Below are 23224 nucleotides of genomic sequence, written 5' to 3'. Positions count from 1 at the left end.
CAAGAACTGCATCAGCTTCCCGTACGGCATCGCCACCGGCGAAGCGATCACCAAGACGGCGTCCCGCCCCTCCGCCCGGCGATCGGGCGGAGGGGCGGGACGTGCGCCGGCAACGGCCCAGGGGGATCAGCGGAAGGCGGCGGCGTTGCGCTGCGCCCAGGCGGCGAAGGTGCCGGGGGCGCGGCCGAGGATCTTCTCGACGTTGGGACTGACGCGCTGCTCGTGGGGGGTCGGGGCGCCGAGGACGTCGAGGGTGGTGTCGGCGACGGGGGCGGGCATGTGGGCGAGCATCTGGGCGCGGGCCTCCTCGCGGGTCTGGTCGAGGAAGGTGACGGGCTCGCCGATGGCGTCGGCGATGGCGGCCGCGCGCTGGCGCGGGGTGATCGGGGCCGGCCCGGTCAGTTCGTACGTCGCCTCGGCGTGACCGGGACTCGTCAGGGTGGCGGCGGCCACGGCGGCGATGTCGTCGGGGTCGATGTCCGGGATGCCGACGTCGCCGAAGGGGGCGGCCGCCGTTCGCGACGCCTTGATGGAGGGCGCCCAGGCGTAGGCGTTGGAGGCGAAGCCGCCCGGCCGCAGGATCGTCCATTCGGCGCCGGAGTCCATGACGGCCCGCTCGAAGGCGGCGAAGGCCCGGCCGTGTGACAGGGACTCCGGCCGGCTGGCCACGCCCAGCGAGGAGAGCAGGACGATCCTGCCGGAGCCGGCGAACGGGGCGACGACCCCGGCGGGGTCGCCGGTCATCATCAGATCCCCGCTCACCAGCAGGAAGACCGCGTCCGCCGCGGAGGGCGCCTCGGCGGACGGGCCGGAGAGGTCGGCGGCGACGGCGCGGACGCCGGAGGGCACGTCGGCGGGCGTGATGCGGCGGGAGACGGCGGTCACCTGGTGACCCTGCCCGGCGAGGAGGCGGACCAGCGTGCGGCCGACGTTTCCGGTGGCGCCAGTGACGACGATCATGTGAGCCCCAAAAGTTAGTTAGTTGGCTGACTGAAAAGACCCTAGCACGCCCGGGGCATATAGTCAGTCAGGTGACTGACTTGAGAGAGCCCGCCCGGGCCCGTGCCTCCAGCGCGAAGCGGCAGCGGCTCATGAGGGCCGCCGCCGAGGTCGTTCACCGGCAGGGCGCCGAGCGCACCACCATCGCCGACATCGCCCGCGCCGCCGAGGTGCCCGTGGGCAACGTGTACTACTACTTCAAGACCAAGGACGAGCTCGTCGCCGCCGCGCTGTCCGAGCACGCGCGGCGGCTCGGCCTGCTCACCGAACGGCTGGACCGGCTCCCCGAGCCCCGGGAGCGCCTCAAGGGCCTGATCGAGGGCTGGGTGGGCCAGCGCGACCTGGCGGCCCGCTTCGGCTGCCCGACCGGGACGCTGGCCGCCGAGCTGGGCAAGCGCGACGAAGGCGGCCTGGACGCCGAGGCGGGCGCGGTCATCCGGCTCCTGCTCGGCTGGGTGGAGCGCCAGTTCCGCGAGATGGGCCTGCCGGACCCCGGCGACCTCGCGATCACGCTGGTGGGCGCCTACCAGGGCATGTCGCTCCTGGCCAACGCCCTGCGCGAACCCCAGATCATGGAACGCGAGGGCGCGCGCCTGCTCGCCTGGCTCGACGCCCTCCCCGGCGGCTGAAGACCGCCTCACCGGGAACGGCCCTCCGACGCCCCGGGGGAGCTGTGAGCCATGTCACACGTGATTCCTGTCAGGGATGGCGGCGCCGCCCCGCTCAAGCCGGCGAGAGCAAGCGAACCGACAGGGGCACCACATGAAGCACCGCATCCTCGTCCTCGGCGCCGGCTACGCGGGGGCCTACGCGGCCGGGAACCTGGCCCGCCGGCTGTCCCCGGCCGGCACCGAGATCACCCTGGTCAACGCCGAGCCCGACTTCGTCCAGCGGCTGCGGCTGCACCAGCTCGCCGCCGGTCAGCGGATCGAGGCCCCCGAGCTCGCCGACATCTTCGCCGGCACGGGCGTACGGCTGCGCCTGGCCCGGGTCACCGCCGTCGATCCGGCGCGGCGGACCGTCACGGTGAGCGGCGCCGGCGGCGACGGCGAGCTGGGCTACGACACCCTCTTCTACGCGCTCGGCAGCCGCGCCGCCGACCACGGAGTCCCCGGCGTGGCCGAGCACGCCTTCGACGTCGCCGGCCGGTCCTCGGCGCTGCGCCTGCGCGAGCGCCTGGCGGCCCTGGACGCGGGCGGGCGGGTGCTGGTCGTCGGCGACGGGCTGACCGGCATCGAGACCGCCACCGAGATCGCCGAGTCGCGGCCCGGCCTGTCGGTGACGCTGATCGCCCGCGGCGAGCTGGGCGCGCGGCTCTCCGGCGGGGCCCGCCGGCACCTGCGCCGCGCCTGCGGCCGGCTGGGCATCACCGTCCGCGAGCACACCCTGGTCGAAGCCGTCGAGGCCACGGGCGTAGTGTGCGCCGGGGGAGCCGCCCTGGCGTCCGACGTGACGGTGTGGACGGCCGGTTTCGCGGTCAGCCCCATCGCCGCGGCCGCCGGGCTGGAGGTCACCGAGGACGGCCGGATCGTCGTCGATCGCGCGATGCGGTCGGTCTCGCACCCGGACGTCTACGCCGCCGGCGACAGCGCCTACGCCATCGGCGACAACGGGCTGCCGCTGCCGATGTCCTGCGCCTCGGCCGGCTTCACCGGACGGCAGGCCACCGAGGCGATCATCGGCCGCCTGACCGGCCACAAGATCGCGACCACCGGGCTGATCTACCCGGGCAACCACATCAGCCTCGGGCGGCGGGACGGCATCCTGCAACTGGTCGACAGGCGGGCGCGGGCGACGCCGCGGTACGTGAGCGGCAGGAAGGCCGCCCGGGTCAAGGCGGGCATCCTGGCCCTGTCGCTGTGGGCCACCGCGCATCCCACGTTCGGCCTGCCCACGCGCCGGCGCGCCCTGACCGCCGCCCCGGACGCGCCCGCCGAGATGGCGGTCGCGTAGCGGCGGCCTAGGGTGATCCCCATGGAAGGCGTCACGGCCGATCGCTTCGACGCGGACCGCTTCGAGGCCAGCCGGAACCGGCTGGCCTCGCTGGCGTACCGGCTGCTGGGCTCCGCGGCCGACGCCGAGGACGCCGTGCAGGACGCGTTCCTGCACTGGCAGGCCGCCGACCGGCAGCGGATCAAGGTGCCGGAGGCCTGGCTGACCCGGGTCGTCACCAACCTGTGCCTGGACCGGCTCCGCTCGGCGCGGGCCCGCCGCGAACGCGCCACCGGGGACTGGCTGCCCGAACCGCTCCTCGACGGCGACCCCATGCTCGGCCCGGCCGACACGTTCGAGCAGCGCGAATCGGTCTCCCTGGCCGTGCTGACGCTGATGGAGCGCCTGTCGCCCTTGGAGCGGGCGGTCTACGTCCTGCGCGAGGCGTTCGCCTACAGCCACGCCGAGATCGCCGGGATCCTCGACATCACCGAGTCGGCGAGCCAGCAGCACCTGCACCGGGCGCGGCGCCGGGTCACCGACGCGCGCCGCCCCGGCGCGGGGGAGTCCGACCCCGGGGCGGCGCGCAGGATCGTCGAGGCGTTCCTGGCCGCCGCATCCTCGGGCCGCACCGAACGCCTGGTGGCGCTGCTCACCGACGACGTCGTCGCGGTCTCCGACGGCGCCGGCCTGGTCGGGAGGCTGCTCAGGTTCGAGACCCCGCGGCGCGTGGCCGCCGTCGCGCGGGCGGGCTTCACCCCCACGGACGCGAAACGGCGGCTGGCCGGCGGCACGCCCGCCATCCACTACGCGCTCGTCAACGGCGCCCCCGCCATCCTGGCCGTGGTCGGCGGCAAGGTCGCCGGCTGCGTGACGTTCGACCTCGCCGACGGCAAGATCGCCGGGGTGCGCGGGATCGCCGCCCCCGCCCGCCTCGCGCGCCTCGCCGAGCGCTGGCGGCGCAGCGAACCGGGCACGCCGCTGATGGCCGAGTGGTGACCGCGCGGGCGCCGGGCCGGCGACCGAACGGCCGGCGGCGTCGGCGAGCCCTCGCCATGAGCGCGGCCCGGAGAGCCGGCTCGGCGTTCTCGGCCTCGTCCTGAACCGCGTCACCCTCCGGACGGCCGCCCACCCCGACGCCGCCGCCCGCCCCGACGCCGCCACCCGCCGGCTCAGGGCACAGGGCCGCCCGGTCCGGGATGAGCGTTCCGCCGCCGTGGGATAACTCCGCTATGCATGTGCTAACTTTTCTTTGCATATGGGGGGAGGGGGCATGACGACCGGCGACGAACTGCTGAGAGTGCTGGCCACGCTGGCCAATCCGCACCGTCTGCGGGTTCTGGCGGCGCTGTCCGCGAAACCCGACTACGTGAGCAGGCTCGCCCGCGAACTGGGCATCAGCCGGCCCCTCCTCCAGGTGCACCTGCGCAAGCTGGAGGCGGCCGGGCTGGTGACCGCGCGGACCGAGGTGTCGCCGGATGGGAAGGCGATGAAGTTCTACGAGGTCGGCCCGTTCCGGTTCGAGCTGACACCGCAGGCGATCCAGGTGGCCGTGCGCACGCTGACCCCGCCCGACGACGGCTCCGATAGCAGCAAGGGAGAACAGTGATGGACGAACACGCTCTGCTGGAGGTGGTCGGCGTGATCGGCCTGTTCGCCCTGGTGATATCGGTGATCGTGGTGAGTCTCGTCCAGGTGGGGGCCACCGTGCGGGCCCGCGCCGCGCTGGCCCGCGAACAGGAGTACCGCAAGCTGGCCGAGGTCGGCGCCCAGACCCAGCAGAACATCGAGGCGCGCCTCGATGAGACCGTCCAGCGGCTCGCCGCGATGGAAGAGCGGCTGAAGGCGATGGAGAAGATCCTGCAGACGGTCGAGTGACAGCGGGCTGGGCCGCCGAGCGGCAACTCGGCGGCCCAGTGAACGAAGAAGCACCATCCGCCCCTGAGGGCGGTTCTCACCGGTACACCTCTTCAACGGAAAGGACAGCACTTCATGCTGCCCGAAAGCAAACCGATCATCGAGCGAGTCGTGGGCTGGTCCGTCCGGCACCGGGCGCCGGCGATCGGCGGCTGGTTCACGCTGGTGATCGGGGCGCTGCTGCTCGGCGGTGTGCTCGGCCTGGATCAGAGGAACAGCACCGATCCGGGCGAGTCAGGCCGCGCTGACCGCATCCTGACCGCCCGGGACGCCTACATCCCGCCCCACGAGAACATCCTGATCCAGCCCAGAACCGGCACCACCCGGTTCGCCTCCGACCCCGCGGCGCGAGCGGCCACCCAGGACCTGGCCGCGGCCCTGCGCGGGCATGGCACCCTGCGCTCCCCGCTCGACCGCGACGGGGCGGATCTGATCTCCCAGGACGGGCGTTCCGGTCTGGTCACCATCCAGGTCGCCGGACCCCGGGAGGCCATCGCCGGGCACTACGCCGCGATCGCCAAGGGCGTGCTGGAGGTGTCGGCCCGGCATCCGGACGTACGGCTGGCCCAGGCCGGAGACCGGAGTCTGGCCAGGGCGGTGGACGAGGGCATCACCGGTGACATGAAGCGGGCCGAGTTCTTCTCGCTGCCGCTCACCGTGCTCATCCTGCTGGTGGTGTTCGGCTCACTCATCGCCGCCGGGATCCCGCTGCTGCTGGCGGTCACCACCGTCGCGGGCACGTTCGGCCTGCTGGAGGTCGTCGGGCACTGGATCCCGATCAACAGCGCCGCCTCCTCCATCGTGCTGCTGATCGGCATCGCCGTCGGCATCGACTACTCGCTGTTCTACCTGCGCCGGGTGCGCGAGGAGCGCGCGGCGGGCGCGTCCACCGCCGACGCCCTGCGGACCAGCGCTCGCACCTCCGGGCACGTGGTGGTCGTCTCCGGCGTGACCGTGATGCTGTGCCTGAGCGGGCTGCTGTTCACCGGGCTGGACAACTTCAAGGGCCTGGCCGCGGGCGCCGTCCTGGTGGTCGGGCTGGCCATGATCGGGTCGGTGACGGTGCTGCCCGCGCTGCTGGCCCTGCTCGGCCGCAACATCGACCGGGCCCGCCTGCCCTGGATCGGCCGCCGCCGCACCCGGCCCGAGCAGTCCCGGTTCTGGACCACCGTGGCACGTCACGTCGTGCGGCGCCCCGCGCTCTGGGGCGGGCGGCCACGCTCGCCCTGATCCTGATGACGCTTCCCGCCTTCGGGATGCGCCTTCAGGACGCGGCCGTCACCGACAGCCTGCCCCGCGGCGTCCCCGTCGTGGACGCGGCCGTCCGCCTGGAGCAGGCGTTCCCCGGCACCTCCGCGCCCGCGTCGGTGATCCTGTGGGAGAAGCGCGCCGGCGCGCTGGACGGCCCCGCCGTCACCGCGGCCGTCGCGGAGCTGCGCCCGATCGCGACCACCCGCGTGAACGGCCTCATGATCGTCCGAGTGCCGCTCGCGGACTCCGGCACCGGCGATCGGGCCAACCGGTCACTCCGCGAACTACGCCAGCGGACCACCGTGTTCGACCGCCTGCACATCGACCACGCCGTCGCGGGCAAGACCGCCTTCGCCTACGACTTCACCCAGGTGGTCAAGGAACGATCGCCGCTGGTCTTCGGGTTCGTGCTGGCCCTGGCCTTCGTCCTGCTGGCGGTCGCGTTCCGCTCGGTGGCCGTCCCGCTGGTGTCGATCCTGCTCAACCTGCTGTCGATCGGCGCCGCCTACGGCCTGCTCACGTGGTCCTTCCAGGACGGCCACCTCGGCCCGCTGCTCGGCTTCACGCCCTACGGCGGCGTGATCGGCTGGCTGCCGCTGTTCATGTTCGTGATCCTGTTCGGGCTGAGCATGGACTACCACATCTTCATCCTCAGCCGGATCCGCGAACGCCGTGCCGCCGGCGCCCCCGTCGCCGCCGCAGTCGTGTCCGGCGTCGGCACCAGCTCGGGCGTGGTGACCAGCGCCGCCGCCATCATGACCGCCGCCTTCAGCGTCTTCGCCGTCCTGTCCGCCATCGAGTACAAGATGATGGGCGTCGGCCTGGCCGCGGCCATCCTGATCGACGCCACCCTGGTACGCGGCATCCTGCTGCCCGCCGCGATGACCCTGCTCGGCGACCGCGTCTGGCCTCGGCCCGCCTCCCGCCGCCCCGCCGAGATCCCCGTCCACGCCTGACCCGCCCACCGGCCCCAGCGCATCGCCCCCAGCGCATCGCCCATGCCCAGCCCCCGCATGCGGGGGCTGGGCATCGCGAACGACTCGCCCGGCGCGGGTCCCCTCCTCGTCCTCCGCGAGGGCGTGACGGGCCGCGGGCGCGCGGGGCAGGCGTGGCGGCCGGCGCCGGGGCGCGGGCGCCGTCAGGCGGGCGTCTCGGCGGTGGCGGTCAGCACCGCGCGGCCGAGGGTGTGGCCGGCCATGGTGAAGCCGAGGAGGGCCGGGGTGGCGTCGGCGGGGATGCCGATGGCGTCGACGTCGAGGGCGTGGACCACGACGAAGTAGCGGTGCGGGCCGTGCCCGGCCGGCGGCGCGGCGCCGACGTAACGGGCCGAGCGGACGTCGTTGGGCAGCTGGAAGGCGCCTTCGGGCAGGCCGGAGCCGGTGTCGTCGCCGGCGCCCTCGGGCAGCTCGGTGACGGTGGCGGGGATGTCGGCGACCGCCCAGTGCCAGAACCCGGACCCGGTGGGGGCGTCGGGGTCGTAGACGGTGACGGCGTAGCTGCGGGTCCCCTCGGGGGCGCCGCTCCAGGACAATTGCGGGGAGACGTCCGCGCCGCCGGGGAGGCCGGTGGCGTGCTGCGCGGGCGGCCAGGGGGCCCCGTCGGCGACGGTGGTGCTGGTGACGGTGAACGGCGCCGCCTCGGGGAGCCGGGCGAACGGATCGTTGGCGATCATCGCGATCTTCCTTTCGGGGGTTGCGCGTCAGAGGGCGGTGGGCCTGCGCGGCCGGGACCGCGAAGCCGGCGGAGCGATGCCGCCGGAGCGTCTCGCCTACCACCTAAATCGACAGTAACACAGAAAATCGATTATTTGCCGGATCGTCTATGCTGAGCACATGACTGGTACGGCTCCCAGCCCGGCTCCCCCGGGGAAGCGGATGCTCTCCGAGCAGGTCTACGCCCACCTGCGGGACGCGATCATGCGCGGCGACTACGCCCCGGGCGACGCGCTCAAACCGCAGGACCTCGCCAGGGAACAGGGCGTGAGCCTGGCCGTCGTGCGCGAGGCGCTCGTGCGGGTGGTCGGCGAGGGGCTCGCCGACCGGCTGCCCAATCGCGGCTTCGCCGTACCGGCCTTCTCCGACCGCCGCTGGCAGGAGATCGCCGAGGCCCGGCGGACCATCGAGCCGGTCGTGCTGCGCATGTCCATCGAACGCGGTGACCTCGACTGGGAGGCCCGCGTGCGCGCCGCGCACCACCGCCTGGCCCGCACCCCGCCGTACGCCCCGGGGGAGGGGGAGCACTACAGCGGCGCGTGGGCCGAGGCCCACCGGGTCTTCCACCGCACGCTCCTGGAAGGCTGCGGCAACCCCGTGCTGCTCGAGACCTTCGACCGGTTGTGGACCGCGAGCGAGCTGGCGCGGCGCTGGTCGGCGCTCCGCGCCCCCGGCAGGGACGGGGCGGCGGAGCATCGCCGGCTGGAGGAGGCGGCGCTCGCGCGTGACGCCGACACCGCGGCCGGGCTCCTGGTCCAGCACCTCACCCAGACCGCGGACGCGCTCATCGGCCCGCCGGGAGCGGGCCGATGAGAAGAGCCTGACGCCCCCCGCCCCTGGAAGCGATCAGCCCGGCCATCCCCGGGGGCCGGGGGCCGCGGTGGGCCGGGTTCCGGGCCGGGCCTGATCGCCGTACGACCGCGCGGTGGTGTGGCGGTCAGTGTCCCGCCGTGGCGCGCAGGGCGGAGGCGAAGGTGCGCAGCGCCCTGCGGGCGGCCGGCTCGGACGGGCGTGATTTCAGGACGACGCTGCGGGTGGGCAGCGGGGGGAGGCCGAGTGCCTCGCCCCTGTCCATGGTGCCGGGCGGGGCCACGCGCGGGCTGAGCGCAGCCACGGCCAAGCCCGCCGCCGCGGCCGCGCCGACGCTCGCGAGTCCGCCGCCCACGAACACCTCCTGCCAGGCGATGCCCGCTTCGTCCAGCGCGGTCACCGCCATCTGGTGCACATGGCAGGACTCGGCCTGCAGGGCGAGGCGCAACGGCTCGCCGGAACGGCGTTCGAAGTCGGATGAGGCCATCCAGCCGAAGGACTCCTCCATCAGGACCTCACCGTCGGTGCGGCGGCCCTCGTGGCGCAGCACGATGGCCGCGTCCAGCGCACCGCTGTCGAACAGGTCGAGGAGCTCCCATGAGCTGGCGATGCTCACCTCCAGCGTCAGGTCCGGCGCGGTCCGCCCGATCTGCCGCAGGAGGTGGGGCAGATCGGCGCCGGCGACGTGGTGGCTCAGGCCGATCGACAGGCGTTGCCGCGGGACGCCGAACGAGCTCAGCGCGCCCGCGTGCGCGGCCAGCAGTTCACGCGCGGGCCCGAGGAAGGCGGCGCCGTCCTGCGACAGGCGGACCAGGCGGGGCGTCCGGTCCAGCAGGCGGCGGCCCAAGGCGTCCTCCAGCCGCTTGATCTTCAGGCTCACCGCGGACTGGGTGGAGTCCATCGCCTCCGCCGCGCGCGTGAAGCTCCTCAGCTCGGCGGTCAGCACGAAGGCCTGCACGGCGTCCAGGGCGAGCATCTTCATCGGCACACCGATCATTGGGATATGTAATGACTGAAATACTCTAAGATGTCTTTTTTCAATGATCAAGTGATGGCTAGGCTGCGAACGTCCCGAGGAACGGAGTCAGGCCATGCCCTTGGTCCAAGTGTCGTTGCGGCGAGGCAAGTCCGCCGAGTACCACCAGGCCCTCTTCGAGGGCGTCTACCGCGCCATGCGGGAGACCTTCGACGTGCCGGAAGACGACCGCTTCATGACGATCACCGAGCACGACGCCGCCACCTTCTGCGTCAGCCCCACCTACCACGGCGTCCAGCGGAGCGACGAGGCGGTCATCATCCGGATCACCGCCAACAACACGCGCGGCCTCGCCCAGAAGCGGGCGCTGTACCTGCGCATCGCCGAACTCTTGCGGGCGGACCCCGGCGTGCGCCCCGAAGACGTGTTCATCAACCTGGTGGAAGTGCTGCCGGAGAACTGGTCCCTCGGCCACGGCCTCGCCCAGTACGCGGCGCGGCAGGACTGAGGGGGAACGGCCGAGCCGCCGAGGGGCCGGTGGCGGACCCCGGCGGCCGGTGATCTACTTTGTAAAGGCGCTGACTGTCAGGGGAAACGCGATCCCAGAAGCATCGAAGACCCCGCGACGCCAACGGCGCAGAGCAGGGCCCACAGGACGAAGGTGTGGCCGACCTCCTGATGGACGATGCGGTACCCGAGCGAGGTGCCGATCTGGCGGTACACCTCGGTCAGCTCCGCGCCGGACTCGGCCTCGTACGGGCGCCCGCCGGTGGACTCGGCGAGCTCGCGCAGGGCCTCCTTGTTCACCGGGACGGGCACCCGCTGCCCGTTGACCAGGACCCAGCCGTCGGGGGTGCCGTAGGCGATGGTGGAGACCGGGACCTTGGAGCCGCGGGCGCTCTCGGAGGCCTCCTCCAGGCTGCGGCCGGAGGTGTTGTCGCCGTCGGACAGCAGCACGATCGCCGCCGGCGGGGGGTTGCTGGCGGCCTGCTGGTCGAAGGAGCGGATGGCGTCCAGGGAGGAGAAGACCGCCTCGCCGATCGCGGTGCCGGGCCGGGCCTGGAGGTTCTCGATGGCGTTGATCACGGCGAGGTGATCGGTGGTGGGCGAGGCCACCACGGCGGTCTGCCGGGCGAAGGACACCAGTCCCACGTTGAAGCGCTCGGGCAGGTCGCGCACGAACTTCTTGGCCGCCTGCTTGGCCGCCGTCATGCGGTTGGGGGTGACGTCCTGCGCCTCCATGGACAGCGAGATGTCCACCGCCACCATGATCGTCGCGCGGTCGCGGGGCACCTTGACGGCGTTCGCCGGCCGGGCGGCGGCGATCACCAGCAGCCCCATCATGATCAGGAACAGCGCGGCCGCGATGTGCCGCCGCCATCCCGGCCGCCGCGGCGCGACCAGGTTCAGCAGCGCCAGGTTCGTGAACCGCACGGCGTAGGACCGCCGCGCGAACTGGAGCACCACGTAGACCGCCGCCAGCAGCACCAGCAGCGCGAACAGCCACAACCATCCCGGCGCCAGGAACGTCATCGCGCCACCCCCCTCACAACCCGTCCCCGCCCGGCCGCTCCCGCACGCGCCCCGTCCCGTACGGCCGGAGCCCGCCTCCCGGCCGTTCCGCGCGGGCCGGTGGTTCCCGGTGTTCCCGGTGCCGCCGGGACCCCGCGCCAGTCCGGTACGGCGCGGCGCGGGCGCGCCCGCCGTACGGGCGCGGCCGACCCGGCACGCGCCGCGGGGTGCGCCGGGCCGCCGGGCCGGGGCCGCACGCCGGCGGCGGGGCGGGTCATCGGCGGGCTCCGCGGGCGGGGTGGAAGTGCAGGGCGCGGGCGGAGCGGCGCTGGGCCAGGACGAAGCGGGCGATGTCGAAGACCCAGTCGCGGTCGGTCCGCAGGACCAGGTGGGGGACGCCGATGCGGCGCAGGGCCGCCTCGGTGCCGGCTCGCTGGGCGGCGGCCGCCTCGCGGTAGGCCGCGCGGACGCGTCGGGACAGGTAGACCTCCCGGGTGCCGCCGGTCTCGGGGTCGGTGAGCGTGACCAAGCCTACGTCGGGGAGTTCGAGTTCGCGCGGGTCGAGGACCTCGACGGCCAGGACGTGGTGGCGGGCGGCCAGGCGGCGCAGGGGCGGTGCCCAGGCGGCGCCCTCGGGGCTGGACGGGTCGAGGAAGTCAGAGATGATCACGCGCATGCCGCGTTTGCGGTGGGATCGGGCCAGGCGGGTCAGCGCCTCGGGCAGGTCGATCGCGTCGGGAGGGGCGGGCGGTGAGGCGGGCGCGTCGATGATGGAGTGCAGCAGGCCGTGGAGGGCGACGCGGCCCGGCCTGGCGGGCCAGCGGTGCAGTTCGCCGCCGTGCAGGACGTAGGCGCCCAGGCGGTCGCCGACGCGGCCGGACAGGAAGCCGACGGCGGCCAGCCCGGCGACGGCCAGGTCGCGCTTCTCCATGGTGGTGGTGCCGAAGTCCATGCTGGCCGACAGGTCGACCAGGGCCCAGGTCTCCAGTTCGCGGTCGGCGATCTGGTCGCGGACGTGGGGGACGGTGGTGCGGGCGGTGACGTACCAGTCCATGCGGCGGACCTCGTCCTCGCCGGGGACGTAGACGCGGGTCTCGCCGGGTTCGCTGCCGGGGCCGGGCAGCAGGCCCTGGTGGGCGCCGTGCAGGATGCCGTCCAGGCGCCGGGTGACGGTCAGCTCCAGGCGGCGCAGGGCCTGCTCGGGGGAGAGCCGCGCCGCCGGGGGCGGCGCGGGCTCGGGCGCGCGTCGCCGTCTCACCGGCCGGGCCGTCCCTGGTTCCAGACGACCAGCGGGGGCGGCACCGTGGCGACGATGCGGTCGACGACGTCCTCGGGGTTCACCCCGTCGGCGATGGCGTCGAAGGTGAGCATGAGGCGGTGGGCCATGACGTCGCGGGCGACGTCGCGCACGTCGTCGGGGAGCAGGTAGTCGCGGCCGCGCAGCAGTGCCAGGCCGCGGCCCGCGGCGGCCAGGCCCAGGGTGGCGCGGGGGCTGGCGCCGATCTCGATGACGTCCTCCAGGTCGGCCAGGCCGTACTGGCGGGGCTCGCGGGTGGCCACGACGAGGCGGACGATGTAGTCGGCGACGAGCTGGTGCACCGAGACGGCCAGGGCGGCCTCCTGCAGCGCCAGGAGCTTGCCGGGGTCGAGCACCTGGGAGGGGACGGGCGGGCTGACGCTCATGCGCTGGAGGATCTCCAGCTCCTCGTGGGCCGAGGGGTGCGAGACCTTGATCTTCATGAGGAAGCGGTCGCGCTGGACCTCGGGCAGCGGGTAGACGCCCTCGGACTCGATCGGGTTCTGAGTGGCCAGGACGATGAACGGCCTGGGCAGCGGGTGGGTCTTGCCGGCCAGGGAGACCTGGCGCTCGGCCATGACCTCCAGCAGCGCGGACTGGACCTTGGCGGGGGCGCGGTTGATCTCGTCGGCGAGGACGAAGTTGACGAACACCGGGCCGAGCTCGACGTCGAACCGCTCGGTGGAGGGATGGTAGACGCGGGTGCCGACGATGTCGCTGGGGACCAGGTCGGGGGTGAACTGGATGCGGGCGAACGATCCGCCCACCACCTGGGCCAGCGTCGACACGGCCAGGGTCTTGGCGACGCCGGGCACGCCTTCGAGCAGGCAGTGCCCGCGGGCCAGCAGCGCCACGAGGGCGCGCTCGACCATGTGCTCCTGCCCGACGATGACACGCCGGACCTCCGACAGCGTCTGCTGAAGCAACTGGGCGTCGCCTGGGGACTGCTCTTCTGCGACCGTCACCCCTGCATTCCATCAAACCGGAGGGCGGTGACGCACTCTCCGTGTGCTTACATGATTTTCATGTCCACTCCGCTTCAGTACGGGGACCCGCCGGCGCTGGGGCCGTTCCGCGTGCAGGGGCGGCTGTGGGCGGGCGAGGCAGGCGTGGTCTACGCCGGGCGCGCGGCCGACGGCGCGCCGGTGAGCCTGGCGCTGCTGACGCACGGCGCGGCGCGTGATCCGGCCGCGCACGAGCGGTTCGTGGCCGCGATCACCTCGGGGGCGGGCCTGGAGCAGGCGCCGCCGGTGGTGGCGGCCGACGTGGAGGGACCGGCCCCGTGGGTGGCGGCCCCGCCGTACGCCGACGGGCGGCCGGCCGCGGCGGTGTTCCTGGACCCGGTGATGGTGCGGGGGGCGTTGCGGGGGCGGCTGACGGGGCCGGACATGCGTCCGTACTGGATCGGGGACCGCGCCCCGGCGCTCCCGCCGCCGCCGCTGCCGCGCAGGCTGCGGCCGCTGACCCAGACGCGCCGGGCGGTGATCGTGGCGGCGGTCGTGACGGCGCTGGTGTTCCTGCTGGTGATGGTGTTGTTCTGGCTGCTGTTCACGCGCGATGACGAGACGGAGATCCCGCCGCGCCCGGCGCCGCAGACGCAGTTCACGCCGACGGAGCCGCCGCGGCCCAGTCCTCCTCCGCCGACGACGTCCTCGCCGAGCCCGCGCCCGTCGGAGACGCAGAGCGCCAGCCCCGACCCGAGTGAGAGCGGTGAGGGCACGGGCGATCCGATCCGGCACCGGCCCGAGCCGTCCGCCGCGCCCCCGGCGGGCCCGGTCGAGGGGGCGCCTGAGGGCGCGTCCGCGGGGGTACGGCCGGCGGCCGGCGTCGCGCCGTGACGGGGTCCGGCGTGGACCGGGGTTGACCGGGGTCAAGGCGTTGCCATGGATGATCGCGGCGGGCAGGGTGGAAGGATGCATTTCCTCGCCTTCGCCGGTGCCGCGTTCCTGATCGCGATGACCCCCGGCGTCAGTTCCGTCGTCATCGTCAGGGAGACGCTGCGGGGCGGTCGCCGCGCGGGTCTGGCCGCCACGCTGGGCAACGAGACGGGGGTGCTGGCCTGGGCGCTGGCGGCCGCGTTCGGCCTGACGGCGCTGCTGGCCGCCTCCCAGCTCGCCTACGACGTCCTGCGGGTGGGCGGGGCGCTGGTCCTGCTCGCGATGGGCGCCCAGGCGCTGTGGCAGGCCCGCCGTCCCGGTGTCGCGCCGCTGGGAGCGGCGGGCGCGGCGGAGGGGCCGCCGGAGGGGCGGGTCCGGGCGGGCCGCGCCTATCTGCACGGGCTGGCCACGATCGCGGCCAACCCCAAGGCGGCGGTGTTCGCGCTGTCGTTCCTGCCGCAGTTCGTCCCGGCGGGCGCGGACGTCCCGCTCACGCTGGCGGCGTTCGCCCTGATCTGGGTGGCCGTGGACACGCTCTGGTACGGCGCGGTCGTGTGGTTCGCCGGCGGCGCGCGGCACCTGCTGTCCCGCCCGTCGGTCAAGCGCCGCCTGGAGCAGGTCTCCGGCGCCGTCCTGGTCGCCTTCGGCGTGCGCCTCATCACCGAGACCCGCTGACCCGTCGCGGGCGGCGGTGCCGGGCGACGGCGGGTCGCGGGCGGCGGTGCCGTACCGGGACCGCGGCGTACCGGGACCGCGGCAGGCTGGAGGCGCGGCGTACTGGGAACGGAGTCCATCGTGGGGAGTGAACCGCGCGGCATGACGGGGGAGGACCGCAAGGTCCTCGCCGGCACCCTGGCCGGGACCACCATCGAGTGGTACGACTTCTTCATCTACGCCCAGGCCGCCGGGCTGGTGTTCGGCCCGCTCTTCCTGGCCCCGCTGAACGAGCGGGCCCCCGGCCTGGCGACGCTGGTCTCGCTGGCCACGATCGGTGTCAGCTTCCTGTTCCGCCCGCTCGGCGCGGTCCTGGCCGGCCGGTTCGGGGATCGGCTGGGCCGCAAGCGCATGCTGGTGCTGACCCTGGTCCTCATGGGGGCGGCCACCACCGCGATCGGCCTGCTGCCCACGTACGGATCGATCGGGGTGGCCGCCCCGATCGCCCTCGTCCTGCTGCGCGTGGCGCAGGGCTTCTCGGCCGGCGGGGAGTGGGGCGGCGCGGCCCTGCTGGCGGTGGAGCACGCGCCCCGCGACCGGCGCGGCTGGTGGGGCGCCTTCCCCCAGATCGGCGTGCCGATCGGCCTCATCCTGGCGACCGGGGTCCTGTGGGTGATGAGCACGGTGACCACGCCGGAGGGGTTCCGGGCGTGGGGCTGGCGGGTGCCGTTCCTGCTCTCCCTGGTCCTGATCGTCATCGGCTACCTGGTGCGGCGGGCCGTCGAGGAGAGCCCGGTGTTCGAGGAGCTGCGGCGGCGCGCCAGGACGTCCTCGGCGCCGCTGCGCGACCTGTTCCGGCACCACAGCCGGAACGTGCTGCTCACCGCGCTGATCTTCGTGGCCAACAACGCCGCGGGGTATCTGCTCATCGCCTACTTCATCGGGTACGGCACCACGACGCTGGGCCTGCCCAGGTCGTCGGTCCTGCTCGCCACGGTCGCCGGGTCGGCGGGCTGGCTGGTCTTCACCCTGTACGGCGGGGCGCTGTCGGACCGGATCGGCCGGGTCCGCACCTTCCAGCTCGGCTACGCGCTGGTGTTCGTCTGGATGATCCCGCTCTTCCTGCTGATGGAGACCCGCGACATCCGGCTCTTCACGGTGGCGGTCGTGGTCCTGTCCGTCGGCCTGGGCCTGTCGTACGGGCCCATGTCGGCCCTGTACGCCGAGATGTTCCCCGGGCCGGTCCGCTATTCGGGTGCGGCCATCGGCTACGCGCTCGGGGCGATCCTGGGCGGCGCCTTCGCCCCCACGATCGCCCAGGCCCTGGTGCAGGGCACGGGGTCGGCCCTGTCCGTCGGCGCCTACATCATGGCGCTCTGCGTGATCTCCCTGGCGGCCGTCACGGCCGTCAAGGAGCCGAAGGGCGCCGACCTGGGCCTCCCCGGGCCCCCGCGGGCCTGACCACCCCCCTCCCCGCGCGCGGTCGCCGCGCCGGCCGTACCGCCCCCGCCGCCTGGACGGTCCTCGCCCGGAAGGCCCGGAGGCCGGGCGCGCCGGGGCGGGCCGTGGCTGTTGCCGCGCCGGTCGCGGGACGCCCATGATGGACGGGTGCTGGAGACCCTGCCCTTGTTCATCGGGGCCACCGTCCTGATCTCGATGGCGCCCGGGCCGAGCACGGTCGTGATCATGCGGCAGTCGATGAGGTCGGGCCGCCGGGCCGGGGTGGCGGCGGTGCTGGGCAATGAGGCGGGATGGCTGTCGTGGTCGGTGGCCGCGGCGCTGGGGCTGTCCGCGTTGCTGGCGGTGTCGCAACTGGCCTATGACGTGCTGCGGCTCGCCGGCGCGGCCTTCCTCATCTGGCTCGGAGTGAGGGCGCTGTGGTCGGCTCGCCGGGGCGGGCCGGGGCCGGCCGAGGCGGCGGAGCGGGCGCCGGATTCGTGGGGGCGAAACTTCCGGCTGGGACTGCTCACCAATCTGGCCAACCCGAAGGCGGGCCTGTTCGCGATGTCGTTCCTGCCGCAGTTCGTGCCGCCGGGGGCGCCGGTGCTCGGCACGCTCCTGCTGCTCGCCGTGGTGTCGGCGGTGATCGACCTGGCCTGGTATCTGGGGATCGTGTGGCTGGTCGGGGCGGCGCGTCGGTTCTTCGGGCGGCCGCGGGTCTGGCGGCGGCTGGAGCGGGTGTCCGGGGTCGTGCTGGTCGCCTTGGGCATCCGTCTGGCGGTGGAGGCGCGCTGACCGGCCGGGCCCGGAGGCCGGGCTCGCCGCCCTGCCCTGGCGGGAGCCGTACGGCGGGGCGCGGCGGGGCGGAGGGCGCCGGGGTGGAGGGCGCCGGGGTCAGCGGGGCCAGGCGATGAGGTAGGCGGCGTCGACGAGTTCGGCGGCGGCCACCAGGCGGGCGGCGGCGTCGCCGGTCTCGCCGTCGTGGGGGGCGTCGAGGAAGGCGTGGAGGGCGAGGGCGGGCGTGGGGGGCGGGCCGTCGTGCTCGACGCGGGCGGGGCCGTCGGCGGGGGAGAGAGTGAGGCGTCCGCCGTCCAGGACGGCGGTGCCGGTGGCGCCGGTGACGGTCAGGCGCAGCCCGGCGGGGGCGGTGGCCCAGCCGGCGCTGACGGTGACGGGCAGGCCGGCGTCGGTGGTCAGCAGGGCGGTGCCGTGGTCGTCGGTCTCGGGGACGGCGTTCGAGCCGATGGCCGCGCCCAGGGTGGTCAGGCGGGCGGCGCCGGGGATGAGCCAGGGCAGCAGGTCCATCAGGTGGATGCCGTCGTCGCCGAACCCGCCGGGGCCCGCCTGGGCGCGGTCGAGCATCCAGGACTGCTCGCCGGTGAACCAGCCGCGCACGGCCCCGTCGTGGGCGTAGCGGGCGTGGACGCCGCTGAGGGCGCCCAGCGCGCCGCCGGCCAGGAGGGCGCGCAGGCGCCGTACGCCGGGGTGCAGGCGCAGGAAGAACCCGGTGGCCAGGGGGTGCCCGGCCAGGCGGGCGGCCAGGGCGCGGGTCTCGGGGGCGTCGCGGCCCAGGGGCTTCTCGACGTACAGCGGCAGGCCGGTGGGGCGGGCCGCCTCGATGAGCCCGGCGTGGTCGGCGGTGCGGGAGCAGATCAGGACCAGGTCGGCGCCGTCGAGCGCGTCGCCGGGGTCGGCGGCGGCGCGGGCACCGGTGTCGTAGGCCAGGCGGCGGGCGCGGCCGTCGTCGGGATCGTAGACGGCGGACAGGTGGGCGTCCGGGCGTTCGCGCAGGACGCCGAGGTAGTCGCGGATGTGGATGTGGGCCGCCCCGAGCAGGGCGACCCGGCGGCCGTTCCCCGTGGGTCCTTCGTTCCCCATGGGTCCTTTCGTGCCCGTCCGCCGCCCGGCCACGCACCGGTCAACCAAGGTTGACGCGCGGGCGGGCGGTGATCTAAATTGACTCCCGGAGCGGGTCAACCTACGTTGACCCCATGACGGATGACATGACCGGGGGAGATCTGATGTCGCTGGTGGCGACGGCGGAGGGCGACGACCCGCTGCGCGCGCTGCGGGCCTCGGCGGAACTGCGCCGGGGCGTCGAACGCCTGGAGGCGGTCCAGGTGCGGCGGGCCCGGGCGCGCGGCATGTCCTGGGTGCTGATCGCCGAGGCGCTCGGGGTCACCAAGCAGGCGGTGCACAAGAAGTACGGCGGCCGCCGCCTGTTCGGCGGCGAGCGGTGACCGGCGGCGAGCGGTGACCGGCGCGGGCGCCGGCGCCGGCGCCCGCGCGGCGGGGCTCGCCGCCCGGCTGGCGCGCGGCGGGACCGGCGCGGTGGTCGCGGTCGTGACCGGCGGCCCGGACGACGGCGCGGTGGAGATCGCCGGCGCGGGCCGTATCGCGGGGCCGGGCTCGCCGGAGCCGGGGCCGGGCACGCTGTTCGAGATCGGGTCGGTGACCAAGGTGTTCACGGGCCCGGCGCTGGCGGCGGCGGTCGTGCGCGGGGAGGCGTCGCTGGAGGAGCCGGTGCGCGACCTGCTGCCCGCCGGGACGCCCCTGCCGTCCTTCCGGGGCCGGGAGATCGCCCTCGGGCGGCTCGACCGCGCCCGCTCCCCGGGCCGCGCGATGCCGGCCTTCCTCGCGGACCTGGCCGCGGCCCGCGCCTGAGCGCCAGGACGGCCTCCGGCGCCTGCGGGCCGGGGGCTATCCGGCGACCGCGCCGGTCCGCGCGAGGAACTCCCGCAGCGAGCGCGGCGGGCGGCCCAGGATGCCGGCCACGGTCGTCGTCGTGTCCGCCCAGCGCCCGTCCCCGATCTGGGCCATGAGCGCGGCCAGGTCGCGCGCCGTGCCGGCGGGCATGCCGCGCCTCTCCAGGTGCGCGGCGGCTTCCGCGACCGGCAGGTCCACATACCGCACCGGCCGGCCGAGCGCCCGGGTGAGCTCGGCGGCGACCTCGTCGTGGGTGGGCGCCTGCGGCCCGGTGAGCTCGTAGGTGGCGTCGGCCCCGACGGGGCGCGTGAGCAGCGCGGCCGCCACCGCCGCGACGTCACGCGCGTCGATGTAGCCGACCCGGCCCTTGCCGTACGAGCCGAACATCCGCCCCTCCTCGTCGACCTCGCCGGCGAAATTCTGCATGTAGCCGACCGGCGCCAGGATCGACCACGGCACCCCGGACGCCTTGAGATGGGCGTCGGCCCGCGCGTGCATGTCGAACCCGAGCAGGCCGCCCGGCGTCGCGCCGCGCACGGAGACGGTCACCACCTGCGCCACGCCGGCGGCCGCCGCCCGGTCGATGACCGCCTGGTGCGCGCGCACGAAACCCGGCCACAGCCCGCGGTTGAGGAAGAGCCGGTCACCCGGCCCGACCGGGATGCTCTCCGGCCGCTCCAGATCGCCGACCACATAGTCGCATCCCAGCTCCTCGCCCTGTTCCGCGCGCCGGACCACGGCCCGGGCCGCGCCGCCCAGCTCCTCGATCAGCGCGCGCCCGATCGAGCCCGTCGCACCCGTCACGATGATCATCACGCCACCTCCTAAGCGGAATATCGGCTTCCGGTTCTATACTAAGCGGAAGATCGTTGTCCACTTGAGGGGAGTCCGATGCGTGCCGATGCCCGCCGCAACCGGGACAGGATTCTGGAGGCGGCGCGTGACGCGGTGGCCGAGCGCGGCACGGACGCGCCGATGGAGCTGATCGCCCGCCGGGCCGGCGTCGGCGTCGGCACGCTCTACCGGCGCTTCCCCGACCGCGGCGTGCTGCTGGCCGCCCTGGCGGAGCAGTACGTCCACGAGCTCATCGACGCGCTCGACCACGCCGTGGCGGACGAGCCCGACGCGTGGGCGGCCATCCGCGCCTTCGTCGTCCACACCGTGCGCAAGAGCCGCGGCACCGTCGCGGCCGCGCTGGCCGGGACCTCCGTGCCGGAGGCGAGGCAGACGCTGGCGCGGCGGCTCGACGAGCTGGTACGGCAGGCGCAGGCGGACGGCGCGATGCGCCCGGACGTCGGCACCGGCGACCTCATGGACCTGCTCAACGTGTTCGCCTGCCACCCCGGCGTCATCCCCGAGCGCTTCCTCCCCCTCATGCTCGACGGCCTGGACCGGCGGCGTTAGCCCCCGGCGCGGCGGGCGATCGGGACGAGGACACCGCCCGTCAGGCGCGCCGCCATCGGCGTCGCCGCGGCCCGCCCGGCTCCTCCCGCTCACCCATGGCCACCACGGCGACGGCCTGTGTCACAGGCCCGGTCGCGCGTGCCCGGCCGGCGGCGGGCGGCGGTGGCGGCGATCGCCGCGGCGGCGGCGCACAGGATCGCGGTCCAGGCCAGCGTGGCGTCGGTCGAGGTGTGATCGGCCAGGACGCCGGCGATCCACGGGCCGGCGGTCTGGCCCACCGCGAACACGGTGGTGAAGGCCGCCAGCGTGGCCGTCCAGCCGGCGGGCGGGGTGCCGGCCCTGACCAGCGCGGTGACGGCGGCGGGCACGCCCATGAACGTCGCGCCGTAGACGATCGCCGACGCCAGGACCACGGGCGGGGCCGGGGACGCCAGGGCCAGCGCCGCCCCGCCGGCGAGCAGGGCCAGCAGCGCGGCGAGCGCGCGGCCGCCGCGCCAGCGGGTGATGGGGCGGCTCCACAGCGCCGGCGCCGCCACGACCGCCGCGCCCAGGGCCGTCCAGGTGAGCGTCACCTGGGCGAGCGGGGCGTGGCGCTCGGCGAGGTAGGCGGACAGGAACGTGATGTAGGTGATGTATCCGGCCGCGAACAGCAGGTAGGCCAGGACCACCCGCCACAGGGGGAGCAGCCGCGCCCGTCCGGTGGCGGCGGCCGGTTCCTCCCCGCCGGGGCCCGCGGCCGTCCAGCTCACCAGGGTCGCCAGGCCGGCGGCGAGCCCCAGGCCCAGCCAGGCGGCGCGCCAGTGCGCGCCCAGCGCCGGGACGGCCGCGCCGCTGAGGACGATGCCCAGCCCGGTGCCGGCGAAGTAGACGACGATGGGGGCGCCGGAGGAGGCGCGGGCGGAGATCCGGGACGCGATCACGCCGCCGGTGATGAAGACCACCGCCCCCGTCACGCCCGCCGCCGCCCTGGCCGCCAGCAGCGCCGGGTAGTGGCCGCTGACCGCGGTCGCCGCCAGCGCCACCGCGGTCAGCGCCATGCCCCAGCGGAAGGCCGCCGCGCCGCCCACCCGCCGGACCAGGGCGGCGGTCACCAGCGCGCCGGCCAGGTAGCCGAGCCCGTTGGCGGCGCTCATCACCCCGGCCTGGGTCAGGCTCCAATGCAGGTCCTCGCGCATCGCGGGCAGGAGCAGGCCGAAGGCGAAGCGGGCCAGGCCCAGCGCCGAGGCGGTCCCCGCGGCCAGCCGTACGGCCTGCCACAGCGGCGGTCTCATCGTCCCCGCGCCGGCGCCGCCGGGACCCGGCCACCCCCGGGCCGGCGCGCGGCGGCGGCCCTCCCGCGGCGATCGCGTGCGCGACCAAGGATCATGGTGACCTCACCCCATGGGATCGAACCGATCGGTACGGCCTGCGACCGTAGCAGTTGATCGAACCGATCGGTACCATCTGGGGTGTGCCCGTGACCAAGGGAACGACGATCGACCCCGAACGCACCCGCGCCGCCATCCTCCAGGCGGCCACCCCGCTGCTGTACCAGCGCGGGCTCGACGGCATCGGCGTCGCCGAGCTGTGCGCGCGGATCGGCGTGTCCAAGGAGACGCTCTACCGGCACTTCGGCACCAAGGACGGCCTCGTCGCGGCCATGCTGGAGGCGCGCGGCCGCCGGGTGCGCGACCGGCTCGCCGCGGCCGTGGCGGCGGCCGGGGAAGACCCCGCCGACCAGTTGGCCGCGATCTTCGACGCCCTGCGCGAATGGCACGAGGAGCCGGCGTTCCGCGGCTGCGCCGTGGTGAACGCGGCCACCCAGCACCACGACCCCGCCGTGCGCGACATCGCCGCGCGGCACCTGGACCGCTACCTCCGCCTGCTCACCGGCATCGCCGCCCGCGCCGGAGCCGCCGACCCCGCCGTCCTCGCCCGCCAGTTGCTCATCCTGGTCGAGGGCGCCACCGTCGTCGCCGCCCACCACCCCGCGCCCGGCGCCGCAGGCCAGGCCCGCGACGCCGCCCTCACCCTGCTGGCCGCCGCCACCGCCCCACCCGCCCCCTGACATCACCCACCACCCCACCACCCCACCACCCCACCACCCCACCACCCCGCCGCCCCGCCCCAGCCCCACCACCCCGCCGCCCCGCCCCAGCCCCGCCGCCCCGCCGGCGTACGGCGGGCGGCTCCGGCGCGGCCCGGGACGAGGCCGGGGTGGCGGAACGGGCGCCGCCGTACCCAGCCCGGATTCAGCGGCGCTTGGGGAAGGCGGCGCGCAGCGCGGGGCCACGGGTGAGGAACGCGACCCGGATGATGGGCAGCATGCAGACGACCTGCGTCACGGCGTACCACGGCGGGCAGATCCCCGGGATCAGGTCGACGCCGATGATCGCGATGGGCATGATCACGGCGAGGGCGTTCACGCGCTCGAAGGCCCGCCGGGATCCCCGGGAGGCGGAGACCGTCAGCCGATACAGCAGCACGGCCACCAGGGGCAGCAGGACCGCCCGGACCCACATGAACGTGTTCACCAGATGACCGGCGCTCGCCACCACGATGACCGCCAGGAGGGCGAGGGAGCTGAGCGCCCCGTAGATCTTGACGCTGTTCTTCGCCGTGCCGAAGGCCCGCTGGAGGCGGGGGCCGCCGAGGCGCGCCCCGGGCGTGGTGTGCTCGTTGGATTCCATGCTCAGCGACGCTACGGAGCCGCGCCCCTGGCCGGTATCGGTCCAGGCCCACGGCTGGGTGGGGCCAG

27 protein-coding genes are annotated in these 23224 nt (G+C 74.8%); 17 read left to right on the top strand and 10 right to left on the bottom strand.

Annotation, left to right across the window (positions count from 1 at the left end):
• Window positions 1–126: 126 nt before the first annotated feature.
• Entirely contained in the window at window positions 127–960 is an 834-nt protein-coding gene (locus D5H75_RS00585; protein WP_119924330.1) for an SDR family oxidoreductase, read from the bottom strand.
• Window positions 961–1031: 71 nt separating this feature from the next.
• Here D5H75_RS00585 and D5H75_RS00580 point away from each other — a divergent pair, with 71 nt between their 5' ends.
• The 7 genes from D5H75_RS00580 (at window position 1032) to D5H75_RS41150 (ending at window position 7055) form a co-directional block, all read left to right on the top strand.
• Window positions 1032–1628: a TetR/AcrR family transcriptional regulator gene (locus tag D5H75_RS00580; RefSeq protein WP_119924329.1), complete on the top strand. Its 597-nt coding sequence runs from the start codon at window positions 1032–1034 to the stop codon at window positions 1626–1628.
• Between the two features lie 133 nt (window positions 1629–1761).
• On the top strand, window positions 1762–2952 hold the full coding sequence (locus tag D5H75_RS00575; RefSeq protein ID WP_119924328.1) for an NAD(P)/FAD-dependent oxidoreductase: 1191 nt from the start codon (window positions 1762–1764) through the stop codon (window positions 2950–2952).
• A 21-nt stretch (window positions 2953–2973) separates the two neighbouring features.
• Window positions 2974–3930, top strand: coding sequence for a sigma-70 family RNA polymerase sigma factor (locus D5H75_RS00570; protein WP_119924327.1), 957 nt, complete (start codon window positions 2974–2976; stop codon window positions 3928–3930).
• A 259-nt stretch (window positions 3931–4189) separates the two neighbouring features.
• Complete coding sequence (locus D5H75_RS00565; RefSeq protein ID WP_242453916.1) at window positions 4190–4540, top strand: ArsR/SmtB family transcription factor; 351 nt, start codon at window positions 4190–4192, stop codon at window positions 4538–4540.
• Complete coding sequence (locus tag D5H75_RS00560) at window positions 4540–4809, top strand: hypothetical protein (RefSeq protein WP_119924325.1); 270 nt, start codon at window positions 4540–4542, stop codon at window positions 4807–4809. The genes D5H75_RS00565 and D5H75_RS00560 overlap by 1 nt, the downstream gene beginning before the upstream one ends.
• A gap of 114 nt (window positions 4810–4923) precedes the next feature.
• Window positions 4924–6078, top strand: coding sequence for an MMPL family transporter (locus tag D5H75_RS41155; RefSeq protein WP_202637694.1), 1155 nt, complete (start codon window positions 4924–4926; stop codon window positions 6076–6078).
• Window positions 6079–6083: 5 nt separating this feature from the next.
• Window positions 6084–7055, top strand: coding sequence for an MMPL family transporter (locus D5H75_RS41150; RefSeq protein ID WP_202637693.1), 972 nt, complete (start codon window positions 6084–6086; stop codon window positions 7053–7055).
• A gap of 182 nt (window positions 7056–7237) precedes the next feature.
• Here the strand turns inward: D5H75_RS41150 and D5H75_RS00550 are convergent, their stop codons facing one another.
• Complete coding sequence (locus D5H75_RS00550; protein ID WP_119924324.1) at window positions 7238–7771, bottom strand: YbhB/YbcL family Raf kinase inhibitor-like protein; 534 nt, start codon at window positions 7769–7771, stop codon at window positions 7238–7240.
• A 160-nt stretch (window positions 7772–7931) separates the two neighbouring features.
• On the opposite strand from D5H75_RS00550, the gene D5H75_RS00545 reads away from it, so the two are divergent.
• Complete coding sequence (locus D5H75_RS00545) at window positions 7932–8624, top strand: GntR family transcriptional regulator (RefSeq protein WP_119924323.1); 693 nt, start codon at window positions 7932–7934, stop codon at window positions 8622–8624.
• Window positions 8625–8748: 124 nt separating this feature from the next.
• Here D5H75_RS00545 and D5H75_RS00540 read toward each other — a convergent pair whose 3' ends face one another.
• Window positions 8749–9618 carry a LysR family transcriptional regulator gene (locus tag D5H75_RS00540; protein ID WP_202637692.1) on the bottom strand — a complete coding sequence of 290 codons (870 nt, stop codon included), beginning with the start codon at window positions 9616–9618 and terminating at the stop codon, window positions 8749–8751.
• 94 nt (window positions 9619–9712) lie between these two features.
• On the opposite strand from D5H75_RS00540, the gene D5H75_RS00535 reads away from it, so the two are divergent.
• Entirely contained in the window at window positions 9713–10105 is a 393-nt protein-coding gene (locus D5H75_RS00535) for a tautomerase family protein (protein WP_119924321.1), read from the top strand.
• A 77-nt stretch (window positions 10106–10182) separates the two neighbouring features.
• Here D5H75_RS00535 and D5H75_RS00530 read toward each other — a convergent pair whose 3' ends face one another.
• The 3 genes from D5H75_RS00530 to D5H75_RS00520 all read right to left on the bottom strand — a co-directional run bounded on the left by D5H75_RS00530 (window position 10183) and on the right by D5H75_RS00520 (window position 13371).
• Window positions 10183–11130, bottom strand: coding sequence for a VWA domain-containing protein (locus D5H75_RS00530; protein WP_119924320.1), 948 nt, complete (start codon window positions 11128–11130; stop codon window positions 10183–10185).
• Between the two features lie 253 nt (window positions 11131–11383).
• Window positions 11384–12367 carry a DUF58 domain-containing protein gene (locus D5H75_RS00525; protein WP_119924319.1) on the bottom strand — a complete coding sequence of 328 codons (984 nt, stop codon included), beginning with the start codon at window positions 12365–12367 and terminating at the stop codon, window positions 11384–11386.
• On the bottom strand, window positions 12364–13371 hold the full coding sequence (locus D5H75_RS00520; RefSeq protein ID WP_119924318.1) for an AAA family ATPase: 1008 nt from the start codon (window positions 13369–13371) through the stop codon (window positions 12364–12366). Before D5H75_RS00520 ends, D5H75_RS00525 begins: the two co-directional genes overlap by 4 nt.
• 60 nt (window positions 13372–13431) lie before the next feature.
• On the opposite strand from D5H75_RS00520, the gene D5H75_RS00515 reads away from it, so the two are divergent.
• The 4 genes from D5H75_RS00515 to D5H75_RS00500 all read left to right on the top strand — a co-directional run bounded on the left by D5H75_RS00515 (window position 13432) and on the right by D5H75_RS00500 (window position 17172).
• Window positions 13432–14244, top strand: coding sequence for a hypothetical protein (locus D5H75_RS00515; protein WP_202637691.1), 813 nt, complete (start codon window positions 13432–13434; stop codon window positions 14242–14244).
• A gap of 75 nt (window positions 14245–14319) precedes the next feature.
• Window positions 14320–14958, top strand: coding sequence for a LysE family translocator (locus D5H75_RS00510; RefSeq protein WP_119924317.1), 639 nt, complete (start codon window positions 14320–14322; stop codon window positions 14956–14958).
• Between the two features lie 102 nt (window positions 14959–15060).
• Window positions 15061–16398, top strand: coding sequence for an MFS transporter (locus D5H75_RS00505; RefSeq protein ID WP_422673237.1), 1338 nt, complete (start codon window positions 15061–15063; stop codon window positions 16396–16398).
• Window positions 16399–16545: 147 nt separating this feature from the next.
• Window positions 16546–17172, top strand: a complete 627-nt coding sequence (locus D5H75_RS00500; RefSeq protein ID WP_119924315.1) for a LysE family translocator — start codon at window positions 16546–16548, stop codon at window positions 17170–17172.
• A 99-nt stretch (window positions 17173–17271) separates the two neighbouring features.
• Here the strand turns inward: D5H75_RS00500 and D5H75_RS00495 are convergent, their stop codons facing one another.
• Window positions 17272–18255, bottom strand: a complete 984-nt coding sequence (locus D5H75_RS00495; RefSeq protein WP_119924314.1) for a Gfo/Idh/MocA family protein — start codon at window positions 18253–18255, stop codon at window positions 17272–17274.
• 113 nt (window positions 18256–18368) lie between these two features.
• Between D5H75_RS00495 and D5H75_RS00490 the strand changes: the two genes are divergently transcribed.
• Both D5H75_RS00490 and D5H75_RS00485 read left to right on the top strand, forming a co-directional pair.
• The gene (locus D5H75_RS00490; RefSeq protein ID WP_202637690.1) at window positions 18369–18617 is read left to right on the top strand and encodes a hypothetical protein; all 249 of its coding nucleotides are present in this window, start codon (window positions 18369–18371) and stop codon (window positions 18615–18617) included.
• 13 nt (window positions 18618–18630) lie between these two features.
• Window positions 18631–19041 (top strand): serine hydrolase, encoded by a 411-nt coding sequence (locus tag D5H75_RS00485; protein WP_119924312.1) that lies wholly within the window; start codon window positions 18631–18633, stop codon window positions 19039–19041.
• Between the two features lie 36 nt (window positions 19042–19077).
• On the opposite strand, the gene D5H75_RS00480 is transcribed toward D5H75_RS00485, so the two are convergent.
• Window positions 19078–19896, bottom strand: a complete 819-nt coding sequence (locus tag D5H75_RS00480; protein ID WP_119924311.1) for an NAD(P)H-binding protein — start codon at window positions 19894–19896, stop codon at window positions 19078–19080.
• 78 nt (window positions 19897–19974) lie between these two features.
• Between D5H75_RS00480 and D5H75_RS00475 the strand changes: the two genes are divergently transcribed.
• Window positions 19975–20487, top strand: a complete 513-nt coding sequence (locus tag D5H75_RS00475; RefSeq protein ID WP_119924310.1) for a TetR/AcrR family transcriptional regulator — start codon at window positions 19975–19977, stop codon at window positions 20485–20487.
• Between the two features lie 89 nt (window positions 20488–20576).
• Here D5H75_RS00475 and D5H75_RS00470 read toward each other — a convergent pair whose 3' ends face one another.
• A complete protein-coding gene (locus tag D5H75_RS00470; protein ID WP_119924309.1) occupies window positions 20577–21758 on the bottom strand; it encodes a YbfB/YjiJ family MFS transporter in 1182 nt (393 codons plus the stop codon).
• A gap of 179 nt (window positions 21759–21937) precedes the next feature.
• On the opposite strand from D5H75_RS00470, the gene D5H75_RS43920 reads away from it, so the two are divergent.
• Window positions 21938–22534: a TetR/AcrR family transcriptional regulator gene (locus tag D5H75_RS43920; RefSeq protein ID WP_119925136.1), complete on the top strand. Its 597-nt coding sequence runs from the start codon at window positions 21938–21940 to the stop codon at window positions 22532–22534.
• Between the two features lie 184 nt (window positions 22535–22718).
• Here the strand turns inward: D5H75_RS43920 and D5H75_RS00460 are convergent, their stop codons facing one another.
• A complete protein-coding gene (locus D5H75_RS00460; protein WP_119924308.1) occupies window positions 22719–23156 on the bottom strand; it encodes a hypothetical protein in 438 nt (145 codons plus the stop codon).
• Between the last annotated feature and the right edge of the window lie 68 nt (window positions 23157–23224).

It is taken from the genome of Bailinhaonella thermotolerans (assembly GCF_003594875.1).
Taxonomy (GTDB): Bacteria; Actinomycetota; Actinomycetes; order Streptosporangiales; family Streptosporangiaceae; genus Bailinhaonella; species Bailinhaonella thermotolerans.
This window is presented reverse-complemented; position numbering and strand designations above follow the sequence as displayed.

Bases quoted from the DNA above. Each gene is read 5' to 3' on its own strand.
- D5H75_RS00585 (WP_119924330.1), bottom strand. From the start codon at position 960: ATGATCGTCGTCACTGGCGCCACCGGAAACGTCGGCCGCACGCTGGTC.
- D5H75_RS00575 (WP_119924328.1), top strand. From the start codon at position 1,762: ATGAAGCACCGCATCCTCGTCCTCGGCGCCGGCTACGCGGGGGCCTAC.
- D5H75_RS00570 (WP_119924327.1), top strand. From the start codon at position 2,974: ATGGAAGGCGTCACGGCCGATCGCTTCGACGCGGACCGCTTCGAGGCC.
- D5H75_RS00565 (WP_242453916.1), top strand. From the start codon at position 4,190: ATGGGGGGAGGGGGCATGACGACCGGCGACGAACTGCTGAGAGTGCTG.
- D5H75_RS00560 (WP_119924325.1), top strand. From the start codon at position 4,540: ATGGACGAACACGCTCTGCTGGAGGTGGTCGGCGTGATCGGCCTGTTC.
- D5H75_RS41155 (WP_202637694.1), top strand. From the start codon at position 4,924: ATGCTGCCCGAAAGCAAACCGATCATCGAGCGAGTCGTGGGCTGGTCC.
- D5H75_RS41150 (WP_202637693.1), top strand. From the start codon at position 6,084: ATGACGCTTCCCGCCTTCGGGATGCGCCTTCAGGACGCGGCCGTCACC.
- D5H75_RS00550 (WP_119924324.1), bottom strand. From the start codon at position 7,771: ATGATCGCCAACGATCCGTTCGCCCGGCTCCCCGAGGCGGCGCCGTTC.
- D5H75_RS00545 (WP_119924323.1), top strand. From the start codon at position 7,932: ATGACTGGTACGGCTCCCAGCCCGGCTCCCCCGGGGAAGCGGATGCTC.
- D5H75_RS00540 (WP_202637692.1), bottom strand. From the start codon at position 9,618: ATGATCGGTGTGCCGATGAAGATGCTCGCCCTGGACGCCGTGCAGGCC.
- D5H75_RS00535 (WP_119924321.1), top strand. From the start codon at position 9,713: ATGCCCTTGGTCCAAGTGTCGTTGCGGCGAGGCAAGTCCGCCGAGTAC.
- D5H75_RS00530 (WP_119924320.1), bottom strand. From the start codon at position 11,130: ATGACGTTCCTGGCGCCGGGATGGTTGTGGCTGTTCGCGCTGCTGGTG.
- D5H75_RS00515 (WP_202637691.1), top strand. From the start codon at position 13,432: ATGTCCACTCCGCTTCAGTACGGGGACCCGCCGGCGCTGGGGCCGTTC.
- D5H75_RS00510 (WP_119924317.1), top strand. From the start codon at position 14,320: ATGCATTTCCTCGCCTTCGCCGGTGCCGCGTTCCTGATCGCGATGACC.
- D5H75_RS00495 (WP_119924314.1), bottom strand. From the start codon at position 18,255: ATGGGGAACGAAGGACCCACGGGGAACGGCCGCCGGGTCGCCCTGCTC.
- D5H75_RS00490 (WP_202637690.1), top strand. From the start codon at position 18,369: ATGACGGATGACATGACCGGGGGAGATCTGATGTCGCTGGTGGCGACG.
- D5H75_RS00480 (WP_119924311.1), bottom strand. From the start codon at position 19,896: ATGATCATCGTGACGGGTGCGACGGGCTCGATCGGGCGCGCGCTGATC.
- D5H75_RS00475 (WP_119924310.1), top strand. From the start codon at position 19,975: ATGCGTGCCGATGCCCGCCGCAACCGGGACAGGATTCTGGAGGCGGCG.
- D5H75_RS00470 (WP_119924309.1), bottom strand. From the start codon at position 21,758: ATGAGACCGCCGCTGTGGCAGGCCGTACGGCTGGCCGCGGGGACCGCC.
- D5H75_RS00460 (WP_119924308.1), bottom strand. From the start codon at position 23,156: ATGGAATCCAACGAGCACACCACGCCCGGGGCGCGCCTCGGCGGCCCC.